Origin of the sequence: Gardnerella vaginalis ATCC 14018 = JCM 11026 (assembly GCF_001042655.1) — a bacterium.
In the GTDB taxonomy this organism is placed as follows: domain Bacteria; phylum Actinomycetota; class Actinomycetes; order Actinomycetales; family Bifidobacteriaceae; genus Bifidobacterium; species Bifidobacterium vaginale.
Genome location: NZ_AP012332.1, coordinates 1,406,602 through 1,427,745 on the forward strand (window position 1 = coordinate 1,406,602; position 21,144 = coordinate 1,427,745).

Annotated in this window: 22 protein-coding genes and 1 tRNA gene; 1 reads left to right on the forward strand and 22 read right to left on the reverse strand. The window is 41.1% G+C overall.

Annotated features, from left to right (window positions below; genetic code table 11):
• Positions 1–10: 10 nt before the first annotated feature.
• The 7 genes from GAVG_RS05315 to GAVG_RS05345 all read right to left on the reverse strand — a co-directional run bounded on the left by GAVG_RS05315 (position 11) and on the right by GAVG_RS05345 (position 9,990).
• A complete protein-coding gene (locus GAVG_RS05315) occupies positions 11–3,028 on the reverse strand; it encodes a glycoside hydrolase family 2 TIM barrel-domain containing protein (protein ID WP_009993823.1) in 3,018 nt (1,005 codons plus the stop codon).
• 13 nt (positions 3,029–3,041) lie between these two features.
• Positions 3,042–3,689: a beta-phosphoglucomutase gene (pgmB, locus tag GAVG_RS05320; protein WP_004114408.1), complete on the reverse strand. Its 648-nt coding sequence runs from the start codon at positions 3,687–3,689 to the stop codon at positions 3,042–3,044.
• A gap of 7 nt (positions 3,690–3,696) precedes the next feature.
• Positions 3,697–4,569 (reverse strand): DMT family transporter, encoded by an 873-nt coding sequence (locus GAVG_RS05325; protein WP_004138715.1) that lies wholly within the window; start codon positions 4,567–4,569, stop codon positions 3,697–3,699.
• Position 4,570: 1 nt separating this feature from the next.
• A complete protein-coding gene (locus GAVG_RS05330; RefSeq protein ID WP_009993820.1) occupies positions 4,571–6,907 on the reverse strand; it encodes a glycoside hydrolase family 65 protein in 2,337 nt (778 codons plus the stop codon).
• Between the two features lie 67 nt (positions 6,908–6,974).
• Positions 6,975–7,796: a carbohydrate ABC transporter permease gene (locus GAVG_RS05335; RefSeq protein ID WP_004114402.1), complete on the reverse strand. Its 822-nt coding sequence runs from the start codon at positions 7,794–7,796 to the stop codon at positions 6,975–6,977.
• Positions 7,793–8,758 (reverse strand): carbohydrate ABC transporter permease, encoded by a 966-nt coding sequence (locus GAVG_RS05340; protein ID WP_004114399.1) that lies wholly within the window; start codon positions 8,756–8,758, stop codon positions 7,793–7,795. The genes GAVG_RS05335 and GAVG_RS05340 overlap by 4 nt, the downstream gene beginning before the upstream one ends.
• 8 nt (positions 8,759–8,766) lie before the next feature.
• Positions 8,767–9,990 (reverse strand): ABC transporter substrate-binding protein, encoded by a 1,224-nt coding sequence (locus GAVG_RS05345; RefSeq protein ID WP_004114397.1) that lies wholly within the window; start codon positions 9,988–9,990, stop codon positions 8,767–8,769.
• Positions 9,991–10,188: 198 nt separating this feature from the next.
• On the opposite strand from GAVG_RS05345, the gene GAVG_RS05350 reads away from it, so the two are divergent.
• Entirely contained in the window at positions 10,189–11,205 is a 1,017-nt protein-coding gene (locus tag GAVG_RS05350) for a LacI family DNA-binding transcriptional regulator (protein WP_004114395.1), read from the forward strand.
• 287 nt (positions 11,206–11,492) lie between these two features.
• Here GAVG_RS05350 and GAVG_RS05355 read toward each other — a convergent pair.
• The 15 genes from GAVG_RS05355 to rplR form a co-directional block, all read right to left on the reverse strand.
• Positions 11,493–11,578: transfer RNA gene (locus GAVG_RS05355), tRNA-Ser, on the reverse strand.
• Between the two features lie 99 nt (positions 11,579–11,677).
• On the reverse strand, positions 11,678–12,610 hold the full coding sequence (truA, locus tag GAVG_RS05360; RefSeq protein WP_004116034.1) for a tRNA pseudouridine(38-40) synthase TruA: 933 nt from the start codon (positions 12,608–12,610) through the stop codon (positions 11,678–11,680).
• A 77-nt stretch (positions 12,611–12,687) separates the two neighbouring features.
• Positions 12,688–14,004 (reverse strand): Mbeg1-like protein, encoded by a 1,317-nt coding sequence (locus GAVG_RS05365; RefSeq protein ID WP_004138632.1) that lies wholly within the window; start codon positions 14,002–14,004, stop codon positions 12,688–12,690.
• A gap of 153 nt (positions 14,005–14,157) precedes the next feature.
• A complete protein-coding gene (gene rplQ / locus GAVG_RS05370) occupies positions 14,158–14,592 on the reverse strand; it encodes a 50S ribosomal protein L17 (protein WP_004114389.1) in 435 nt (144 codons plus the stop codon).
• A gap of 79 nt (positions 14,593–14,671) precedes the next feature.
• A complete protein-coding gene (locus GAVG_RS05375) occupies positions 14,672–15,667 on the reverse strand; it encodes a DNA-directed RNA polymerase subunit alpha (protein WP_004114387.1) in 996 nt (331 codons plus the stop codon).
• Between the two features lie 79 nt (positions 15,668–15,746).
• Entirely contained in the window at positions 15,747–16,145 is a 399-nt protein-coding gene (rpsK, locus tag GAVG_RS05380; protein ID WP_004105468.1) for a 30S ribosomal protein S11, read from the reverse strand.
• 83 nt (positions 16,146–16,228) lie between these two features.
• Positions 16,229–16,606: a 30S ribosomal protein S13 gene (gene rpsM / locus GAVG_RS05385; RefSeq protein ID WP_004105472.1), complete on the reverse strand. Its 378-nt coding sequence runs from the start codon at positions 16,604–16,606 to the stop codon at positions 16,229–16,231.
• A gap of 132 nt (positions 16,607–16,738) precedes the next feature.
• Entirely contained in the window at positions 16,739–16,852 is a 114-nt protein-coding gene (gene rpmJ / locus GAVG_RS07105; protein ID WP_003842636.1) for a 50S ribosomal protein L36, read from the reverse strand.
• 21 nt (positions 16,853–16,873) lie between these two features.
• A complete protein-coding gene (gene infA, locus GAVG_RS05390) occupies positions 16,874–17,092 on the reverse strand; it encodes a translation initiation factor IF-1 (RefSeq protein ID WP_009994478.1) in 219 nt (72 codons plus the stop codon).
• A 148-nt stretch (positions 17,093–17,240) separates the two neighbouring features.
• On the reverse strand, positions 17,241–17,801 hold the full coding sequence (locus GAVG_RS05395; protein WP_004114385.1) for an adenylate kinase: 561 nt from the start codon (positions 17,799–17,801) through the stop codon (positions 17,241–17,243).
• Positions 17,802–17,864: 63 nt separating this feature from the next.
• Positions 17,865–19,205 carry a preprotein translocase subunit SecY gene (gene secY, locus GAVG_RS05400; RefSeq protein ID WP_004116039.1) on the reverse strand — a complete coding sequence of 447 codons (1,341 nt, stop codon included), beginning with the start codon at positions 19,203–19,205 and terminating at the stop codon, positions 17,865–17,867.
• A 202-nt stretch (positions 19,206–19,407) separates the two neighbouring features.
• Entirely contained in the window at positions 19,408–19,863 is a 456-nt protein-coding gene (rplO, locus tag GAVG_RS05405) for a 50S ribosomal protein L15 (RefSeq protein WP_004114381.1), read from the reverse strand.
• 2 nt (positions 19,864–19,865) lie between these two features.
• Positions 19,866–20,048, reverse strand: coding sequence for a 50S ribosomal protein L30 (gene rpmD, locus GAVG_RS05410; RefSeq protein ID WP_004114379.1), 183 nt, complete (start codon positions 20,046–20,048; stop codon positions 19,866–19,868).
• The gene (rpsE, locus tag GAVG_RS05415) at positions 20,048–20,776 is read right to left on the reverse strand and encodes a 30S ribosomal protein S5 (RefSeq protein WP_004114377.1); all 729 of its coding nucleotides are present in this window, start codon (positions 20,774–20,776) and stop codon (positions 20,048–20,050) included. Before rpsE ends, rpmD begins: the two co-directional genes overlap by 1 nt.
• On the reverse strand, positions 20,773–21,144 hold the full coding sequence (gene rplR / locus GAVG_RS05420) for a 50S ribosomal protein L18 (protein ID WP_004114376.1): 372 nt from the start codon (positions 21,142–21,144) through the stop codon (positions 20,773–20,775). The genes rpsE and rplR overlap by 4 nt, the downstream gene beginning before the upstream one ends.

The following is a 21,144-nucleotide window of genomic DNA, read 5'->3' on the forward strand; positions in this document are numbered from 1 at the left end:
TCTTTTCATATCAATCCATTGTTGCATTATCGCAAATAGGCATAAAGGAAAAAGCGAAATTACAATTCTCAAAACGAATTCTATGAGAATCTAAAACCTCACTGCCCCATGAGTTAGATCCCAAACCCAATATTTGATCATTGAGATTTATTGTAACAAGATCATCTTCATGTAATTCATTTCTATGCTTCGCCTGTTCAATAGTATTGGAAGTAAACGGCCAAGCAGAATAAGAGAATCCATCAGTCATAGAACTACTAGACAAACGCGTTACTAAAATACCTACCCCACTACTATTACGCACAGATACCCACCGCGTATTTTGATGGTTTCCATAATCTTGCGGACGAACGTATGGAGTTATCATATCGTCGACACTGGCTTCCCAGAGTCCAACAACTTGAGAACTACAAGAATCTGGATATGTTTCACCCGGACCACGACCATACCAAGTAATATTGTCATACTCTCGAGGCATAGCAAAAGTTAATCCCACACGCGGAATAATATCTTTATAACTACCATAAGCTTCAGCGCATATTTCAAGATTAAGCACTCCAGACGAATTTACAACATACCTACTATTTAATTTCATTCCGAACGATAACACAGGAGGAGCAAATCTCTGTTCTACAGTGACTTCAGCAATATCATCACAACTCTTCCAATTAACGGAACGAGTATCTAATTGCATAATATCTAAGAAATTAGGCTTCCATAATTCATTGTACTCTTGTCGATAATTATCAATAAGAGGTCGCCAAATATCAAAATGAATCGGAGTTTTAATCATATCATGGGAAGCATTGTACCAATGTATGAGATCACCAGAAATTCTGTCAAACACATATTTCTGCGATTTCGATGTGATAGTAATATAGTCTTCATCAACTTTAATATCTGGTCGAAATACAGAACATTTTTCTTGCGAACATGGTAGTTCTATATTACCAGCCCGATAACAATACTGATATACACCAAGCGGAGAATGCTCATCATTCCACCAATAACGATGCAAACTATAAACATAAGCAGTTATTAATAACTCTCCAACATTTGAACCTAGTTTAGGAATATTTAATTTCACACGTATCGTATTAGAAGGATGTAACTCTCCTGGAGAGATAGTCGTATTATAGATGGCATGACCATTCTCACTCAATGAAAGATCAATACGAATATCATCAAGGTCAGTAAAATAACGCTTATTGGTTATAACTATATATTCACCATCTAAATCTACATGAACTGGACATAAAACCTGTTTATACTCTAATAGACCAGGGCTTGCCGCTTTCCATGGAAAAACAAGACCATCGATGCTAAAGTTGCCATCATTTGGGTAATCATGGAAATCTCCGCCATACGCATTATATGAACGACCCTGCGAATCAACTTGAGCAATTCCATGATCACACCATTCCCAAACAAAATGCCCTTGAATACTAGGATAACAATCAATAACCTTCTGATATTCCTGTAACCCACCAGGACCATTGCCCATAGAATGTGCATATTCACACAATATTCTTGGCTTTTTTGTTGGATGTTCACCAAAATCATTCATTTGAGAAACTCTCGAATACATAGTTGAAAGAACATCAACAACTTCACCAAACCTATCTTCCTCATAATGTACTGGTCGCGTTGGGTCAAGCTCTTTGCATCTATGGTACATAGCCCGGAAATTACATCCAAACCCCGATTCATTACCAAGAGACCACATAACAATACACGCATGATTACGCTCTTGAAACACTTCACGTTCAATGCGTGACACATAAGCTAGTTGCCAATCAGAATCATCACTAATCATGGAGATATTACCAACATGTTCAAACCCATGACATTCGAGATCAGTTTCAGCAACAACCATAAAACCAAGCTCATCACATAATTGATAAAACCTAGGATCATTAGGATAATGAGAAGTGCGTATTGCATTTATATTATGCTGTTTCATCATTATAAGCTCATGTTTCACATCAGCAATATCAATAGCACGACCTTTATTCTGATCAAAATCATGACGATTAACTCCATGCATAACAAAATACTTACCATTAAGATACATGAGACCATCTTTAATGCTTATTTCAACGAGCCCAAGACGATGCGACACAACTTCGTTAGATCCAGTATCACTTGTAACAGTAATTACCATGTCATATAAATATGGGTCTTCAGGATTCCAAAGATGCGGATTGTCAATATACATTTTTGTATGTACTTCTCCATTTGGAACCTTTTGCTCAATACGCGAAACAACAATACCATTATCCTCAATACTGCATGAAAAAGAAGAAGTTCCGCTTATTGTAGCGTCAAAAGATAAACAGGCTCTACCATCATCTAATAAATGAGTGCGAGCGAAGAAATCTTTCAAATGTACCTTTGGTCTACGATATACATATATATCACGAAAAATTCCACTAGCCCACCACATATCTTGATCTTCAAGATACGTTCCATCGCAATATTGCATTACAACGATAGAGAATAAATTCGTGCCTTCAACTACGGCTTCAGTAATATCAAATTCAGCAGAAAGACGCGATCCTTTTGTCATTCCAACATATCTGCCATTTAGATAGACTTCACCATAACTTTCAATACCGTCGCAACGCAAAATAATCTCTTCATCATCGTCAATAGATGAAATTATTATTTCCTTCTGATAAACAGCCGTTGGAGTCAAAGTTGGAACTCTAGGAGGATCAACAGGAAAAGGAAATGCTTCGTCAGTATATTGCAGTTGACCATAACCATCAAACTGCCACATATGAGGAACATTTACTTCATCCCAATTGGATTGTAATTCTGTTTTCATATACTTTCGGACAGAATTGGGACTTTTCAATAATGCAAATTTCCATTTTCCATTTAAACATACATATCCATGCGCAAATTCACGCTTATAAGTTTTTGCTAAACTAGAACACTCATAACTTAAGAAATATGCTCGAGCCGGTAATCTATTTTTACCAGTCAACGAAGGGTTCTCCCAATCATTAACACTTTCTACCATTGTTAAACCCCATTTACTTACGAAATACTGCTAGCAAATCGCTAAATGCATGGATATTATACTCAGCTTTTAGTGATGAAATTGCAATACTACCAAAAGCAGCACAATCCATACATCCAGCATGGGCCGCTTCAATTCCAGCTATGGCATCTTCTACAACAAGACACCTAGATGCCTCACACTGCAATAATTGCGCAGTTTTAACAAAAACCTCTGGATTTGGCTTTGAGTGTGTAATATCATTACCATCACACACTCCATCAAAATAATCATCAAGTTGAATCTGATGAAGAATATACTTAGCATTTTTACTAGATGATCCAAGCCCCAATTTTATTCCATCACAACGAAGCGACTCCATAACTTCTTTTACTCCTGGCAATATGTCATCTGGGCTCATCTGAGAAAGCATACTACGATAATATTCGTTTTTTTGATCCGTCCACTTTATTTTTTCTTTGTCAGTCATTTGACCTTGGTACTTCTCAAGAATAATATCAAAACTTTCCATTCTGCTAACGCCAAGTAAGCGTTTGTTTATCTCTTGATTAAATTCAATATTTAGTTCGTCTGCTATATGTTTCCAAGCAAGATAATGATACTTGTCAGTTTTACAAATAACTCCATCTAAATCAAAAATAACAGCCTCGTACTTATACATTGTTATATCACTCCTTTGTTGAACGACGTATAAATGATGAAGGAAGACTAGAAATGAGCACCGCACATAAAATAATTGCACTGCCAATAATCATACGAATGGTTACTATTTCATTAAGCAGTATAATTGAGAATAAAGTGCCAAAGACCGCCTCTAAAGATAACACAATAGCTGATTGCGTTTCATTAACGTATTTTTGACATGCTGTTTGCAGAAGATAGCAAACAGTCGTACTTATAAAACCAAGATAAATTACACTAATCCAACCGTTTGGCGAGGCAATCCAATGGCATTCTCCAGTAAATTGCATTACAACAAATGACAATAAAAACGCAGTACACATTTGTATACAATTGAGTACATTAGGTCTATAAACTTTTACAAATATTCCAGTTAGGACAATCTGACTAGCAAAACCTAAAGCACAAAGCAATGTCAGCAAATCACCAAAGGAAATCGTAAAATTATTACTTAAAGAAAGTATTGCGACACCTAAAACGGATAAAATAGCTCCTACAATCTCCTTCAAGCCTACACGTTTTTTAAATAAAAACATACTCAAAAAAGGAACAATTACGACATTCAGAGAAGTAATAAAAGCATTTTTTGATGGCGTTGTATACTGAAGCCCAAATGTTTGTAAGGAGAAACCTGCAAACAAAGCTACACCCATACCTACGCCAGCTAAAATCTCCTTATAATTAATGACAGTAAATTGCTTAGCAGAGATTACAAGCATAACCAATGCAGCAATAGCAAATCGTATTGTCATTATTTGCATTGGTGCAAATGAGCCTAGTGCTATATCACTTGCTACAAATCCACCACCCCATATAGCAGTAACAACAGTTAAACCAATTATTGCCAATTTACGACGCATACTACATACCATCCTCAGCACACCCATTTATAACTACTGGTGCACCATGTATTAGAATTTTCATGCTGCTACCTTGCAACATGTGAACTTCAACTTTATCTGCTGATATATTTATTTCCAACCATCTACCAGCATAATGCAATCTGAAAACTATAGACTTCCATCGAGATGGAAGTTTAGGATCTATAGTCAATACATTTTCAGCATTAATATTTATGCCAGCAAATCCAAAAATAACAGTTTGCCACACTCCACCAGCATTAGCAGCATGTATCCCTTCGCGTGTGTTACCCTGTAAATTAAGTAAATCGAGTGTAGCAGACCTCTTTATATAACGATATGCTTTAGAGTCATCTCCAACTACAAGACCCATAATGGCATGGATACTAGGACTAAGAGAAGAACCATGTAGCGTCCTAGCTTCATAAAAATGATAATTGTTTTTTACCACTTCTTCAGAAAACTCATTCCTCAAAAGATGCATTAGCATCACAACATCAGGCTGTTTAATAATCTGAGTTTTCTCTACTGGATACTCTTTCAATGCAGATGGACGAATTGGCCAATCATTCTCATCATATTGACTAATAACTACATCTTTCAAATTAAAGTATCCCTCAAATTGCTCAATAATTCCATTACAATCTTTCGGAAGATATATGTGATCTGCTACATACTTCCAATGAGCAATCTCCTCTTGAGTAAGGTCAGAATTATGAATAATTTCACTATACTTTTCAGGTTTTGCCACTTTTATTTGTGATAATAGTTGCAAAGAATAACGTATATTCCAACGCGCTAGATAATTTGTATATGTATTATTATTAACTGGCTCATGCCATTCATCAGGACCTGTAACTTGATTAATCTCATAACGAGAATATTTTTCTACCCACTCACAACGACTTACCCAAAAACGAGCAGTCTCTAATAAAATATTTATTCCTTTTGAATATAAAAATTCGTGATCATGAGTAATTTGCAAATACTTAGCAACACCAAAAGCAATTGCAGCAGTCACATGCTGCTCATATTGCGCAACATAGCAACGATAACAAGTACCATCTGGCTCAATCGTCCAATCTGGGCATTGTTCAGATCCGTCATCAGCTGACTCCCATGGGTACTGAGCCCCTAGTAGTCCATTCTTTTTCGCATTCCTCTTAGCTGCTGGTAAAAGATTATATCTATACTCTTCTAACTTACGCGCAGTATTTGGAAACACAAAAGCAAAGAATGGCAACATGAACAACTCGCTATCCCAGAAAGCGTGCCCTCCATATTCCTCTCCACTTAATAACTTAGCACCAATATTAACTCTATTATCTTCTTCATTCGCAGAACTCATAAGATGAAAAATATTGAATCGTATTGCACGATTTAATTCATTATCTCCTACAATTTCAATATCCGCGTGATCCCACATCTTCTCATACACCGCGATATGATTTTGCAGTTCTTTTTCTACACCATCAAGAATCATTGCATTTATTTCTGACTCTACATCTTCAAACAAATGATCAACAGGTGTATCTCTACTATCTTTTACTGCAACATATTTCACGAGAATAATAGGTTTTTTGCATTGAACAGAAACGTCACAAAATTCAACACCTCGTTCTCCAAAAGCATGAAAACAACGATTCTGTAATATGTTTACAGTAGACTCAAAATTATTGTCGCATTCATATCCCAACAATCTTGCACCAACTGCAACATGAATATTGTCATCACGTGTAGCCACTTCTAAATACGTACCATCAGAACTTAAACTATTATTACGTATTAGCTCTGTATGCTTTACTTTAAATCGTGGAGCATCGCAAAAATTGATAATAGAACCATCAATAGTGTGTTCTATTTCCAACAAACCATTGTAATTTAATGGAATTACTCGAACCACAACTGCCATACGATTACGATGAGCGCGACTCACAAATCGCAATGTATCAATCTGCGTATCACGCCCTTTTTTATCACGCAACACAATATATTGTCGTAGACAAGCACGTTTCATATCGAGCCATCTACGATATTGTATAATTTCACAATCTTCAATACCTATACACTGCTTCTCAAGATATAAGCGAACGCCTAACCAATTAGGTAATGTTGCTAGCTCTTTCATAAAAGTTTCGGATTTATCAAATATGCCGTTTATATACACATAAGGAAGAGAAACACTAGTTCCTTCTTCATGAGCACCACGAATTCCTAAATAACCATTTGATAATGCAAACAAACTCTCATATTGTAAATTTTTTTCAGAGCAATATGAATCTTCTGTTATACACCAATCGCTATCAAACACGCTGAAAATATCAGAATTCATAAGCATAGAACAATCCCCCTTTTTTGCGAAAATATATACAATGACAAACACTGAAGAAATAGAAAAACTACTTTTACTTTATTGAACCACTAGTTCCCTCAACTATGTACTTCTGACCAGCTAAGAAAGCAATAACTGGAGGAATAATCATCACGACAGTAATACAAAGCATTGGAATAATTTGCGTTTGATGCACACCCTTGAATGATGCCAAGCCTAACGCAAGCGTGTACTTACTACGATCTTGCAAGAAAATCAAAGGTCCTAAATAATCGTTCCACACAGTGATAATATTCAACAAACCAATTAGAATGAGGCACGGACGCATGATTGGCATATATACTTTCCACCAAATCTGCAAGTCATTACAGCCATCAATGCGTGCAGCTTCTTCGTATTCTTTTGGTACTCCAAGAAGGAATTGCCGCAATAAGAAGATGTAATACGCTGACCCAAAGAATGCTGGTACAATCAACGGGAGCAATGTATTTATCCAACCAAACGCCTTAAATTCCATATACTGAGGAATCATTGTTACATCCCAAGGAATCATCATCGTACTTAGCAAAATGATAAAAAGAACATTCTTCCCTCGGAAATTGTAACGAGCAAATCCATACGCAACAAGTGAACAAGAAAGAATCTGACCAATTGTAGTAAATACCGTCACTATCATAGAATTCATGAAAAATGTTCCAAAAGGTTGAGAATTCCAAGCTGTGACGTAATTATCCCAGTGCCATTCTTTTGGAAAAAGTGTAGGTGGATATGCAATAGCTTCAGAAGATGTTTTTAATGTTGAAAACAACATATACCCAAATGGTGCAAAGAAATAAATTGCAACCATTACCAATAAGGCATACACAACCACCTTAGACTGGATAGACATTTTCATAGCACAACCTTCTTACGCCCAAATTTCTTTATATTTTTTGCTGCATTTCGACCCTCAGTCTCATAGAACACCCAAGCGCTGGACGAACGAAAAACTAACGCAGTTAATAACAGTACGATAATAAACATCACCCAAGCATTCGCGCTCGCATAACCTAATCTATGGAATTTAAAGGCATTTTCGTATGTCATCAAACCGTAAAAATAGGTTGATTTTAGAGGTCCGCCATTGGTTAAAAGCATCACTAAAGTTACCTGTTGGAAAGAGGTAATAATAGATGTAACCAAATTAAACAATAGAGTAGGTGTAATCATAGGCAATGTAACATTGAAGAATTGCCTAGTCATACCTGCACCATCAATAGCAGCCGCCTCATATAGTTCTATTGGAATATTTTTTATATCTGTATAAAAAATAAGCATCATACTACCAACACCAAAGGCACTAGCAATAATTACTGCTAACAATGCCCACTTTGGATCAACAAGCCATTGTGGACCTTTAATTCCTAAGAAAGATAGAAGATAGTTAAGAACACCATAATTTCCATTTAGTATCCACCCAAAAATTATAGAAACAGCAACTCCTGAGATAACACATGGAATATAAAACAATGTTCTAAAGAATCTTACTCCCTTCACAGGCATAGCAATAAGTACAGCAAGAAACAGAGCGATTATTAGATTTAATGGAACAAAAATCGCCGCATATTTAAGCGTAATGCACAACGCATTCCAGAATTGTACATCATTGAACAACATCTCACTATAGTTTCCTAGCCCACGAAAAACTGGAGATCCAGTTATTCCCCAATCAAAGAAACTAATAGCAAATGATAAAAGCAGCGGTCCTAATGTAAAGACCAAAAATCCAATAATCCAAGGAGCAATAAAAAGATAGGGCCAAATACGCCGAGACACTGACGCAGTCAGCCCCTGCGTCCTATTAGATATAACACTCATAATATGCTCTATTTCAACACTTCTGACAGAGCATCTTTAGGAGATACACTAGAGCTTGGATTATACATTTTTTCAAAAGCTAGAGAAAGCTGATCAGATTTTTTGCTCCAATCTTTAACAATGAAACTAGCTGGAGTAAATCCATCAGACAATTGCAACATATCATAGAATGGGCGGTAATGCGGCTTTTTATTCATACCTTCTGATTTCACAACACTTATTCTTACAGGTAATTCGGTTCCGATACGAGACTTATTTGCCTCATCATTTGTCCAGAACTTCATAAACTTCCATGCCAAATCCTTATGTTTGCTATTCTTTGACATAGCAACACCCGAAGAGCTTAAAATAGAAACAGGCTTTTTCTTCGCATGGTCAAATGACGGTATATTTACAATCCCATAATTAAGCCCATCTTTATCAAAAGTATTCAAAGCCCAAGCTCCATAAACGAACATAGCTACATTGCCAGATCTAAATTCATCAGTACCATTAGATTCGGTGGCAACTGCAATGCCTTCTTTGCCCATATCTTGGAAGAGCTTGAATGCTTCTAAAGCTTTATCAGAATTTACATTACCTTTCAAATTACCGTTTTTATCAGTATATTTTGCACCATTACTCCACAAATACATTTCAAAATCATAAGGATCAGGTTTCATTTGATATGCAAAACCCTTAACGCCAGTCTTTTTCAGAATCTTCTTCGAAGCAGAACGAACATCATCCCAAGTCCAATTATTTGTAGGTTCTTCAACTCCTGCTTTCTTAAAGATATCCTTATTGTAATACAATGCGTGAGTGGTGAATCCAACAGGAAGACCTAAAGTTTTGCCATCATAAGAGTTATAATTCCAAAGAGTTGGGTAGAAAGCATCTTTGTAAGACTTACCTTCTTTCTTAATGTATGAATCAAGAGGTTCGAGACCATTTGCGTACCCAGGATAATTCCACATATACATTACATCTGGCGCATCATGAGAACCCATTCCAGCACTAATTTTTGCGTCAAAGTCCTTACCATACGCTTCTAGCGTTACATGAACATCCTTATTTTCAGAATTAAACTTATCAACTAACTGCTGTTGACGATCAACATCTTCCGCTACATCCCATGTAGCAAATCGAAGTTGAACTTTACTATTATCAGCAGTTGAAGAACCGCATCCAGACAAAAGCATTGATGTTGACGCAATCAATGCACATGCAAATAAAATTGATGACTTTTTCATAGAAACTCCTTTGCTAAACACAGTGATTTATCAGCAAGGATTCGACGTATATTCGCCGATTAGCATCATTGCTTAATGTCATTCTAGCGAAAAAAATACATTTGTGCAATCGGTTGTCCTACGGCGTGTCGGCATCATACTTCTGGCAGATTATAATGATAATAATAGATTTTTATTTGTTGCACGCATTGAGGACATATGAACACATCCCGTAAAAAAGCAGTAACTCTTGCAGATGTTGCTGCAGCTGCAGGAGTGTCTCGCTCAACTGCATCACGCGCACTAAATCATTCTCCGCGTATAAGTAAAGGTACAACTGAGCGCATAGAAGCTCTTGCAACGACGATGGGATTTGTTCCAAACGCTCAAGGACGAGCACTTGCTTCTGGTAGAGCAGAAGCAATCGCAATACTAGTCACTGAACCACTTAATGAATTATTTACTGATCCAACTTATGGAGCATTTATCGGAGGGATCACTGCAAAATTAGCTCAGACTTCTTATCTACCGATGTTACTGCAAGCAAGCAGCGATGATGAACGCCAAAGAGTAAAACGACATTTGGAATGTAGGTCTTTTGACGCAGTCATTGATATATCTCCATACACTGATTCTTACTTGTTAGATATAATGAATAAACTTCATACCCCTGGAGTATTGTTAGGACAAATCACAAATGAACGCTATCAAGGTATGTTTTCTGTAGTATATTCTGACGATACAAAAGGAGCTAAATTAGCTGCTCAGACAATTGTAGATCGCGGAAGAAAGCATCCTGTAGCAATAGTAGGACCTCGCGATAATCCGGCTTCACAATACAGAATTAAAGGATACACTTCCGTCTTTGGAACTAAGTTAAGTCCAGATTCTATAATCTACACACAATGGGATGCAGCTGCTGGATTTGCCGCAATGATGCAAATCCTGAGCCAAAAGAAGCCAGTTGATGCAGTATTAGCTGGATCTGATCGCATAGCAGTAGGAGTTCTTGAGGCATTAAAACAATACAACCTACAAGTTCCTGACGATGTGTCAGTTATTGGTTTCGATGATCATAACCTTGCACAAACTACAACACCATCGCTTACTACGATACATCAGCCGCTCTATGAAGAAGGACAATTAGCTGCTGAGCTTGCTATGAAAATGATTGAAGGTCAAGAGCCAATAACATCCATTCTTCAAATGAAATTAGTAATAAGAGACTCAGTGTAATTACTCCACAACACACATTATTTTGTGAACAAATACACTACAAGGTAATCACGATTACCTAAGCCTATCTTTCCCGTGTTTGTTCTCTTTTTAAGCAAATCTGACTACAAACACGGGCGCGAGACCTGCCTTCGCGCTTAAAGCGTAGCGCGCGAGCGATTTTCCCGAGATTGTTTACGTATTTGGCGATTTTGGAAACAATATCGGGCGAAAAGAAACAAACGCAGGCAAAAATACACAAACGCAAACAAAAAGGGCTTCTAGCCAATCGCTAGAAACCCTGCTTGCGGATGAAGCGAGATTTGAACTCGCGGAGGGTGTAACCCTCACACGCTTTCGAGGCGTGCTCCTTAGACCGCTCGGACATTCATCCATTTTGCGCAAACTGCAAAATGCAGAAAGAAACGCAACTTTTCAATTGTAAACCAACCCTAGAATATACACAAATTTGTGTTGAGAATTTTGCAAACAATCAATCAAGTTCTTCAAGAGTTCGACGAGCGCGAATCGCATTAGCCCTAACTTCAAGTTGATCTTTCGGAGGATATTCAACATATTCCAAAGTCAAACCATTAGACGCAATAGGACCAGTAGATCCTTCTCGAATCGGATTTTCAATCTTATCCTTAAACCAGTCAACAGAACGCTTACCGCAACCAACTTGTACACAAGCCTGAACAAGAGAACGAACCATATTATGTGCAAACGCATCAGCAACAATAGTAAACTCAATCAAACCGTGCTCAATAGGTGGAATATTGCCAGTTGATCTAGAAGCAATAGACGAACCAACAGGCGCGCAACCATCCAAACAAACGCGATTCCAAACCGCTTTTTTAACGCAGCGAATCGTAGTTCCACCAGGATTTGGACGAGCAAAAGACCCAAAATCATGCAAACCAACAATCATCTGTGCTGCCTGATTCATAGAATTGACATCTAAATCGTAATCAATTTGCAACACAAAACCACGCATACGCGGATCCAAATTCTCGCGATTTGCCGCATCACTAATCCTATACACGTATGTGCGATCAAGCGCAGAAAAACGAGCATCAAAACCGCTTGGTGCAATGCTTACACTGTGAATCGAAATATCTTTAGGCAAAACCCCACGAAGCCTATATTCTAAAGCTTTTACAGGCGTCAAATTTGTGTGACCGACGCAATTTTGTAAAATATCATCTTCTACATCTAAATGACAAACCTGATAAGAAGCATGAACGCCAGTATCCGTGCGCCCAGCAACTGTTAGTCGAAGCGGAAAACAAGAATCGCCATCATGTACACGCAAAACTTTATATAAAGCGTCTTCCAAAGTGCCTTGAACTGTTCTTAAATTCGGCTGCCTAGCCCAACCGTAAAAATCACCGCCATCATAAGCTAAATCTAAACGAAGACGCATCAAAAAACCTTCCAAAACAATTATTATAAAAACCGAATATTAGTCGCCCTAGTCGCCAGACTGCAACGATAATCTTTTCAATTCTTATGTTCTGCTCCACCAACACCAGTAAACGCACTCATAATATTACGAATTAACTCATAAGTCTTTGAATCCATATGCGTTGCTATGCTCAATATTTTCGGCAAAAGCTCAGACCAATGCGCAGAAATCTCGTCAAAAGTCGGATATCCTAAGCTAGTTAAAGCGTTGTAAACACTATCGATTCTGCGTTTTCTTTCTTCGAAAGGCAAATTCAACATCCAATCATTAGCAGCTTTAGAAACAGCAAGTGCACGCGGAGTTACATGATCACAATAGTCAAAATCTCCATCTTTAACCTGCCAATACATGCCAAAATGTTGCATCAATCCAATAGAATCAGCAAGCGTAACCTTATACGGTACGCCAGTATCCATAATCAATCCAATAAAAGCAGATTGTGGAACGACTTTTTCAATCCTGGAAACAACGCGAGAAAAAACCTTTGGATCAACAACATCCGAGCCAAAACTAGGACCGTCCATAGAATAAATTTTACTGACAAGATCACCAAGTTGTTGATTTTCTGCATCCAAACGCATTGCCGCATATGCAGCCATATTCCCGCCTTTTGAATGACCCACAACAAATATTTTAGGATTATCACTTAAATCGCAATCATTGCTATTTTCTAGATTGCTATTCTTATTATCGCTATTTTCTAGATCGACCTTATCCAGATCGATATTCTTAAAATCATTCTTCTTATTAAACAAATTCGCGAAATAATCGGCAACACTGCTACAAATCCCACGAATACCGCCACTTTTGCAAGAATCTTTACACGCGCGCCTAGATATAGAGAGCAAATATTCTGCAGCAGACTCTTGAGCTGGAACTGGGCAGCGAAAAGCCATATTAAAATCTTCCTTCCACCCAACAAGAGTGTTATCAGTCCCCCTGAAAGCAACAACAAAACATCTATAGCCAATACAATCAGTCAAATCAAAAGTAACTGCAGCAAACTGCTGTTCACACGAATCATCAACCTTCGACTCATCAAAACGCTCAAGAACCTCGCCGACTCGCATTCCCCTATATCGCGGACTAGCTGCAACAGCGAGAAGAAGACTCTTTCGAAAATCATCAACTTTAGCTGAACCAGAGCTAAACATTGAAGAAAAATCCTCACCGCGAAGCAATTCGCTTAAAGGAACGGTTGCTAGTGCGTTAGAATCGTCATTATACTTTGGAATCGATTCAGGCATGCAAACATACGCCAACTCGCATAAAATAAGCGAATCTACGGCGTTGAATTTTCTATCTTTAAAGTTAGTAAAATCGTTATTCACTAAATCGAGAATATTTGTCATATTTCAATAATAATTGATACCAGATATAGAAAAGATATATCAGATATAGAAAAACGGGCTGGAGATAAAACTCCAACCCGTTCAATAAATCTAAAACACGACGACTACTCGTAGAAAGATTTACTTACCGATGCATCAAGATGCTAATCTAAGCTACTCGGCTGCTTCTTCTTTAGCAGCAACTTTAGCAGCAGACTCAGCTTCCTTAACGACAGCCTTCTTTGGGCTTACTGGCTCAACAACAAGCTCAATAATAGCTTGTGGAGCAGTATCACCACGACGAGGAGCCATCTTAACGATGCGGGTATAGCCACCTTCACGCTGCTTCATCTGCTCAGCAATTTGAGTGAAAAGCATGTGAACAACGGACTTATTGCGGATCACGCGCAACACACGGCGGCGCGAATGCAAGTCGCCACGCTTAGCGAATGTTATCAAACGCTCAGCAAGTGGACGAAGACGCTTTGCCTTTGGCAAAGTAGTCACAATACGACCGTGCTGGAAGAGGCTAGTAGCCATGTTGGCCAGCATCAGGCGCTCATGCGCTGGGCTAGAAGCCAGACGAGGCCCTTGTTTCGGTGTAGGCATTATTACTCCTTATTGTCGCAGAATTCAGGTGGGCAAAAACCCGAACATCCAAAAACCACGACGATTGGCGGTGGACTGTTTACTCGTCTTCTGGCGAGAAGAACGTGCCACCTTCGAGATTATTGGCGTCAAAGCCAAGCGGCGAGGCCTTAAGAGACAATCCCATAGACTGCAATTTCTCTTTAACCTCATCGATGGATTTCATGCCGAAATTACGAATATCGAGCAAATCCTGCTCAGTGTGTACTACCAGCTCACCAACAGTGTGGATTCCCTCACGCTTCAAGCAGTTGTAGCTGCGCTGCGTAAGATTCAAATCCTCAATCGGAGTAGCCATCTGAGAATCAACTTCTCCCATGACTGGAGCTGGACCAACTTCAACACCTTCTGCATCGACGTTAAGCTCACGGCAAAGACCAAAAAGCTCAACCAAAGTCGAACCAGCAGATGCAACTGCATCTCGTGGTGTAATAGCTGGCTTAGTTTCCACATCCAGGATGAGCTTATCGAAGTCCGTGCGCTGTTCCACGCGGGTAGCTTCGACCTTATAGCTCACCTTCAAAACTGGTGAGTAGATCGAATCCACTGGAATGCGACCGATTTCGCTGTTTTCCTGCTTGTTCATCTGAGCAGGTACATATCCACGACCGCGCTCCACGGTGAACTCAATTTCAAGCTCACCATCTTCAGCAAGTGTAGCGATATGCATCTCTGGATTGGCAATAGTGACGCCAGCAGGAGGAGTAATATCTCCAGCTGTTGCTTCACCCTTGCCGCTCTTGCGAAGATACATCACTACTGGCTCGTCATACTCACTTGTAAGTACGATACCCTTAATGTTCAGCAGGATTTCAGTGACATCCTCTTCAACACCTGGCAGAGTCGTGAACTCATGGAGAGCACCAGAAATGCGTACCGAAGTTACGGCAGCACCTGGAATGGAGCTCAATAGGGTACGACGCAGCGAATTGCCGAGCGTGTATCCGAAACCTGGTTCCAACGGCTCAATTGTAAAGCGAGAACGCTGGGGATTCAGTGATTCCTCGGTAAGTGTTGGACGCTGTGCGATAAGCACTTTTGTATCCTTTCAGCTTCTGGTCGGTGGTGCACTCGCCGCCCATAAGCGGGTTGGATGGATGGATTCGTAAGAGTGCTCAGACGCGGCGACGCTTTGGTGGGCGAACGCCGTTATGCGCTTGTGGGGTGACGTCGGTAATAGAACCGACTTCAAGACCCGCGGACTGAAGGGAACGGATAGCGGTTTCACGACCGGAACCTGGACCCTTAACAAACACGTCGACCTTCTTCAGGCCATGTTCCATTGCCTTACGAGCAGCAGACTCAGCAGCCATACCTGCAGCGTAAGGAGTCGACTTGCGGGAACCCTTAAAGCCGACATCGCCACCGGAAGCCCAAGAAAGGACTGCACCCGATGGATCGGTGATGGAAATAATCGTGTTATTGAATGTTGATTTAATATGCGCCTGCCCAACCGGTACCGACTTGCGGTCCCGGCGACGCGGCTTGCGCGAGGCTTGCTTTGCAGCTGCCATTGACCCTCGTTTCCTAATGACGAATTAGTTGGTATGTCTAGGCGATGAGAATTAACTCGTGGCCTAGAGCCGACCACCGACTACTATCTGGTGGCCTTCTTCTTCCCGGCGACAGTACGCTTCGGACCCTTACGAGTACGAGCATTAGTCTTAGTACGCTGACCACGCACAGGAAGACCCTTGCGATGACGCTGGCCTTGATAGCAGTTGATCTGAATCTTACGACGAATGTCTGCATCGATTTCACGACGCAAATCGCCTTCAATCTTATAATTAGCTTCAAGATAATCACGCAAAGTGATTAACTGTTCATCCGTAAGATCCTTGACGCGAGTATCCGGATTAACACCGGTCGCGGCAAGCGTTTCCTTAGCGCGAGTACGGCCTACACCAAAAATGTAGGTGAGGGCAATCTCAATGCGCTTCTCATTGGGAATATCTACTCCGGCAAGACGTGCCATTGTAATTCCTTTACTATTACGCAGGTCGTGCACCAAGTCTCCCGCAATCCTGCGGCCTGGGCCTGCGCACCCAGGGTTCAGCTTTAGCTGCGACTTAGCGCCTTATCCTTTATCTTCGCGGTGGGGATCCACTCAGCCCTGACGCTGCTTATGACGTGGGTTGATGCAAATCACCATGACGCGACCGTGACGGCGGATCACGCGGCAATTTTCGCAGATCCTCTTCACGCTAGGGCTGACCTTCATGGTTTTCCTTTGCTTGTACCTTTACTTATAGCGGTACGTAATACGACCACGGTTCAAATCATAAGGGCTCATCTCCAGCACAACACGATCTTTAGGAAGAATACGAATATAATTCTTACGCATCTTTCCAGAAATCGTAGCCAGTACAATGTGCTCGTTCTCAAGCTGAACGCGAAACATCGCGTTTGGCAGTGCTTCAACTACCGTGCCTTCGACTTCAATCACACCGTCTTTTGCCATGAGCCTCGTTCCGTTCCTTGGACGTACTACTTTACGTATCCGAAGACACGCCAATCTTCTATGATACAGTAAATGCGCCCAATACAACACTCGGCGTGTCGCAAAAGGCGCATTATAAATACGAGAAAATCTAAATTTTAAATAAATCTCATACCAAAGACTCAACTATGCGATTGTTGATTTCAGCAATATCGCCAACACCATCAACCTCAACAAGCTGACCACGGCTTTCATAAATATCAAGAAGAGGAGCAGTTTCCTTCTCGTAAGTTTCCAAACGAGTAGCAATTACCTCAGGAGTATCATCTGAACGACCCTGCTCAATTGCGCGCTTCTTCATACGCTCAAGCAAAACCTCACGCTCCGCTTCAAGAGCAACAACGTGATCCAAAGGAGTACCAAGCTCCTCAAGCATAAGATCCAAAGCCTTAACCTGAGACGCATTACGTGGATATCCATCAAGAATCCAGCCATTCTTAGCATCATCCTGAGCAAGACGATCCTTAACAATGCTATTTGTCAATTCATCTGGAACAAGCTCACCCTTATCAAGATAACCCTGAACCTTCTTACCAAGCTCCGTTTGATTCTTCAAGTTGTAACGGAAAATATCGCCAGTAGAAATAGCAGGAATCCCATAATGCTCTGCAAGCAAAGCAGCCTGAGTGCCCTTACCAACGCCCTGTGGTCCCATAATTAGCAATCGCATATTAATCTCCTTGTTTCTTTATGCTCCATCGCAAATCTTAACAACAAAACCTATCTAGTAATACTATTTAGCAACTTGCTTACTATCGTTATGATCAAACAAGAATCCAGCATACTGGAACTGCTCGGTCTGAGCCTTGGCTTGACGCAAAGTATCCAAACCAACACCTGCGATAATAAGAATCGTAGTACCACCAAATGGAAGCTTCATATTAAGGTGCAAAGACATAATCAAAACTGTTGGAATCAACGCTACGAATAGCAAATAGACAGCACCAACAGTGTTTAATCTATTCATAACATAGCTAAGATAGCGACTTGTAGCACTACCAGCACGAATACCTGGAATAAAACCGCCGTATTCCTTCATGTTATCTGCAGTTTCATCTGGATTAAAAGTAATCTCAGTGTAGAAGAAGCAGAAGAACACAATCATAACTGTGTACAAGGCTATGTACCACACAGAAGTAGAGTTTGCTAAATTGGCATTAATCCAACGCACCCAATCCTTACGACTATCACCAAACTGAGCAAGAAGAGTTGGAATAGCAAGAATCGAGGATGCGAAAATTGGTGGGATAACACCACTCATATTGACCTTAAGAGGTAAGTATGTGGAAGAACCGCCATACATCTTACGACCAATCATTCGGCGCGTATACTGTACAGGAATTCTACGCTGAGCAAGCTCCACGAAATCAACAAAAATAAGAATTACAAGCAGAACGCCACCGACAATAGAGAACTTGGTCCAATCGCCATTAGTACCATTGGTTCCCCAACCAATTTCCCACAGCTTTGGAAGGAAGCCAGAGCAGATAGACATGAAGATTAACACTGACATGCCCTGACCAATACCCTTATCCGTAATAAGTTCTGCCATCCACATGATCAAACCAGTGCCACCAGTCATAATCAAAACCATAACCAGTAAGCTCCACATAGAGCCATCTGGAATAACCTGACCACACTGATAATTAAATAGTGCACCAGAACGTGCAGTAACCAAAATGGTTGTGGACTGTAAAATTGCCAAGCCAATAGTCAAATAACGAGTGTACTGAGTAAGCTTTGTTTCTCCAGACTGACCTTCCTTGTGAAGAGCCTCAAAACGAGGAATCACAACCCTAAGCAGCTGAATAACAATAGACGCCGTAATATAAGGCATAACGCCCAATGCAAAAATAGACAGCTGCAAAAGCGAACCACCAGAGAACAGGTTCACCAAACCAATAAAGTTTTCACTAGAAGAGGCAAGCTTAGCTGTGCAAGCACGTATAACTTTGTAATCAACGCCAGGAATTGGAATAAAGGAACCAATTCTGTAGATGATAATCATTGCGAAGACGAAGAGGATCTTATTCCTCAACTCCTTCGTCCTGAAGGCCTGGATTAACGTTTTCACCTGGGTCTTCCTCCCTTTTTTGCGCTACGATCTAGGCGCAACAGTAAAAAAACAAACTCTGAGGCAATAGTTTATATCACGGTGCATACCGATACAGTCATTCCGTGAGTTTAGACAATAAAAAATAATCCCTCCAGCCAAAACTAGAGGGATTATTAAACAGTCAAATCACTGCGTTAATTAGCATTATCAGCTGAGTACATTACTCTTCGCTAACAGAGCCACCAGCAGCTTCAATCTTGGCCTTAGCAGATGCAGAAGCTTTAACTCCCTTAAGAGTCAAAGCAACCTTAAGATCGCCATCACCCAAAACCTTAACTGGGTAACCATCACGCACAGCGCCCTTAACTACCAAATCAGCAACAGTAACTTCGCCACCATTTGGGAAGAGCTCTTCGAGGGCTGCAACATTAACAACCTGGAACTCTTTCTTGAATGGGCTCTTAAAGCCACGAAGCTTAGGCAAACGCATGTAAAGTGGAAGCTGGCCGCCTTCAAAGCCTGGACGAACTTGGTAACGCTTCTTCGTACCCTTATCGCCACGACCCGAAGTCTTACCCTTAGAGCCTTCACCACGACCCACGCGAATGCGATCCTTCTTAGCTCCTGGAGCTGGACGCAACGTGTGCATGTGCAACATTGGTTCTTCATTAGCCATAATCAGTCAACCTCCTCAACGCTCAGCAAGTGGCGAACGGCCATAACCAAGCCACGATTGACTGGATTGTCCTCGCGAACAACGCTCTGGCCAATCTTGTGAAGACCGAGAGTTTGAACGTTCGCGCGCTGACGCTCGGTGGAATGAACCAAACCGTGCACCAGAGTGATCTTCAAGTTAGCCATCACTCACCATCCTTTGCTTGGGCAGCCTTAGCAGCCTGAGCTTCTTCACGAGCCTTGCGAGCTTCGGCAATGCCTGCAGCGCGCTCACGAAGCAATGCGTCTGGTGCAACTTCCTCGAGAGAAAGTCCACGACGAGCGCAAATCTCCTCTGGCTCTTCAAGCTTCTTCAAAGCATCCACAGTAGCGCGAACCACGTTAACAGCGGTTGCAGAGCCCATGGACTTGGTGAGGATATCGGTAATGCCAGCGCACTCCATAACAGCACGCACAGCGCCACCAGCAATTACACCAGTACCTGGAGCAGCTGGACGAAGCAAAACTGTGCCAGCAGCATCGTGACCCAACACAGGGTGGGTTACGGTACCACGAATACGTGGAACAGTGAACATATGCTTCTTAGCATCAAGCTGACCCTTAGCGATAGCTGCTGGAACTTCGCGAGACTTACCGTAGCCAACACCAACAGTGCCCTTACCGTCGCCAACAACAACAAGTGCTGCAAAGCTAAAGGTACGACCACCCTTGTGAGTCTTGGAAACACGGTTAATAGTAACTACGCGATCCAGAAGCTCTTCGCCGCGGTTTTCTTCACGACGGTTACGACGCTCTCCGCGCTTACCTTCGCCCTTAGAGCGACGGGAACGGCGATCGTCAGTACGCTCCTCGGCGGATGCCTGAGTGTTCTGAGTTTCTTCAGCCACTTGGGTTTCCTTTTCGTTATCGCTCACAGTGCTAGACCTCCCTGACGGGCGCCTTCAGCTACTGCTGCGACGCGACCATGATACTTATTACCGCCACGATCGAAGATTACAGCGGTAATACCCGCTTCCTTCGCCTTGGCAGCGATTAACTCGCCAACCTTGGTAGCAGCTTCAGTCTTCGTACCAGTAAAACCAGCGAAGTCAGAAGTCAAGGTGGAAGCGCTTACAAGGGTAAGACCCTTAGTGTCATCCACAATCTGAGCAACCATGTGACGGTTAGAACGAGAAACTACCAAACGTGGGCGCTCTGGAGTGCCAGAAATGCGCTTACGAAGACGGGCGTGACGACGCAAACGCGCGACTTTGGTACCCTTACCGAAAATCTTAACGCTCAT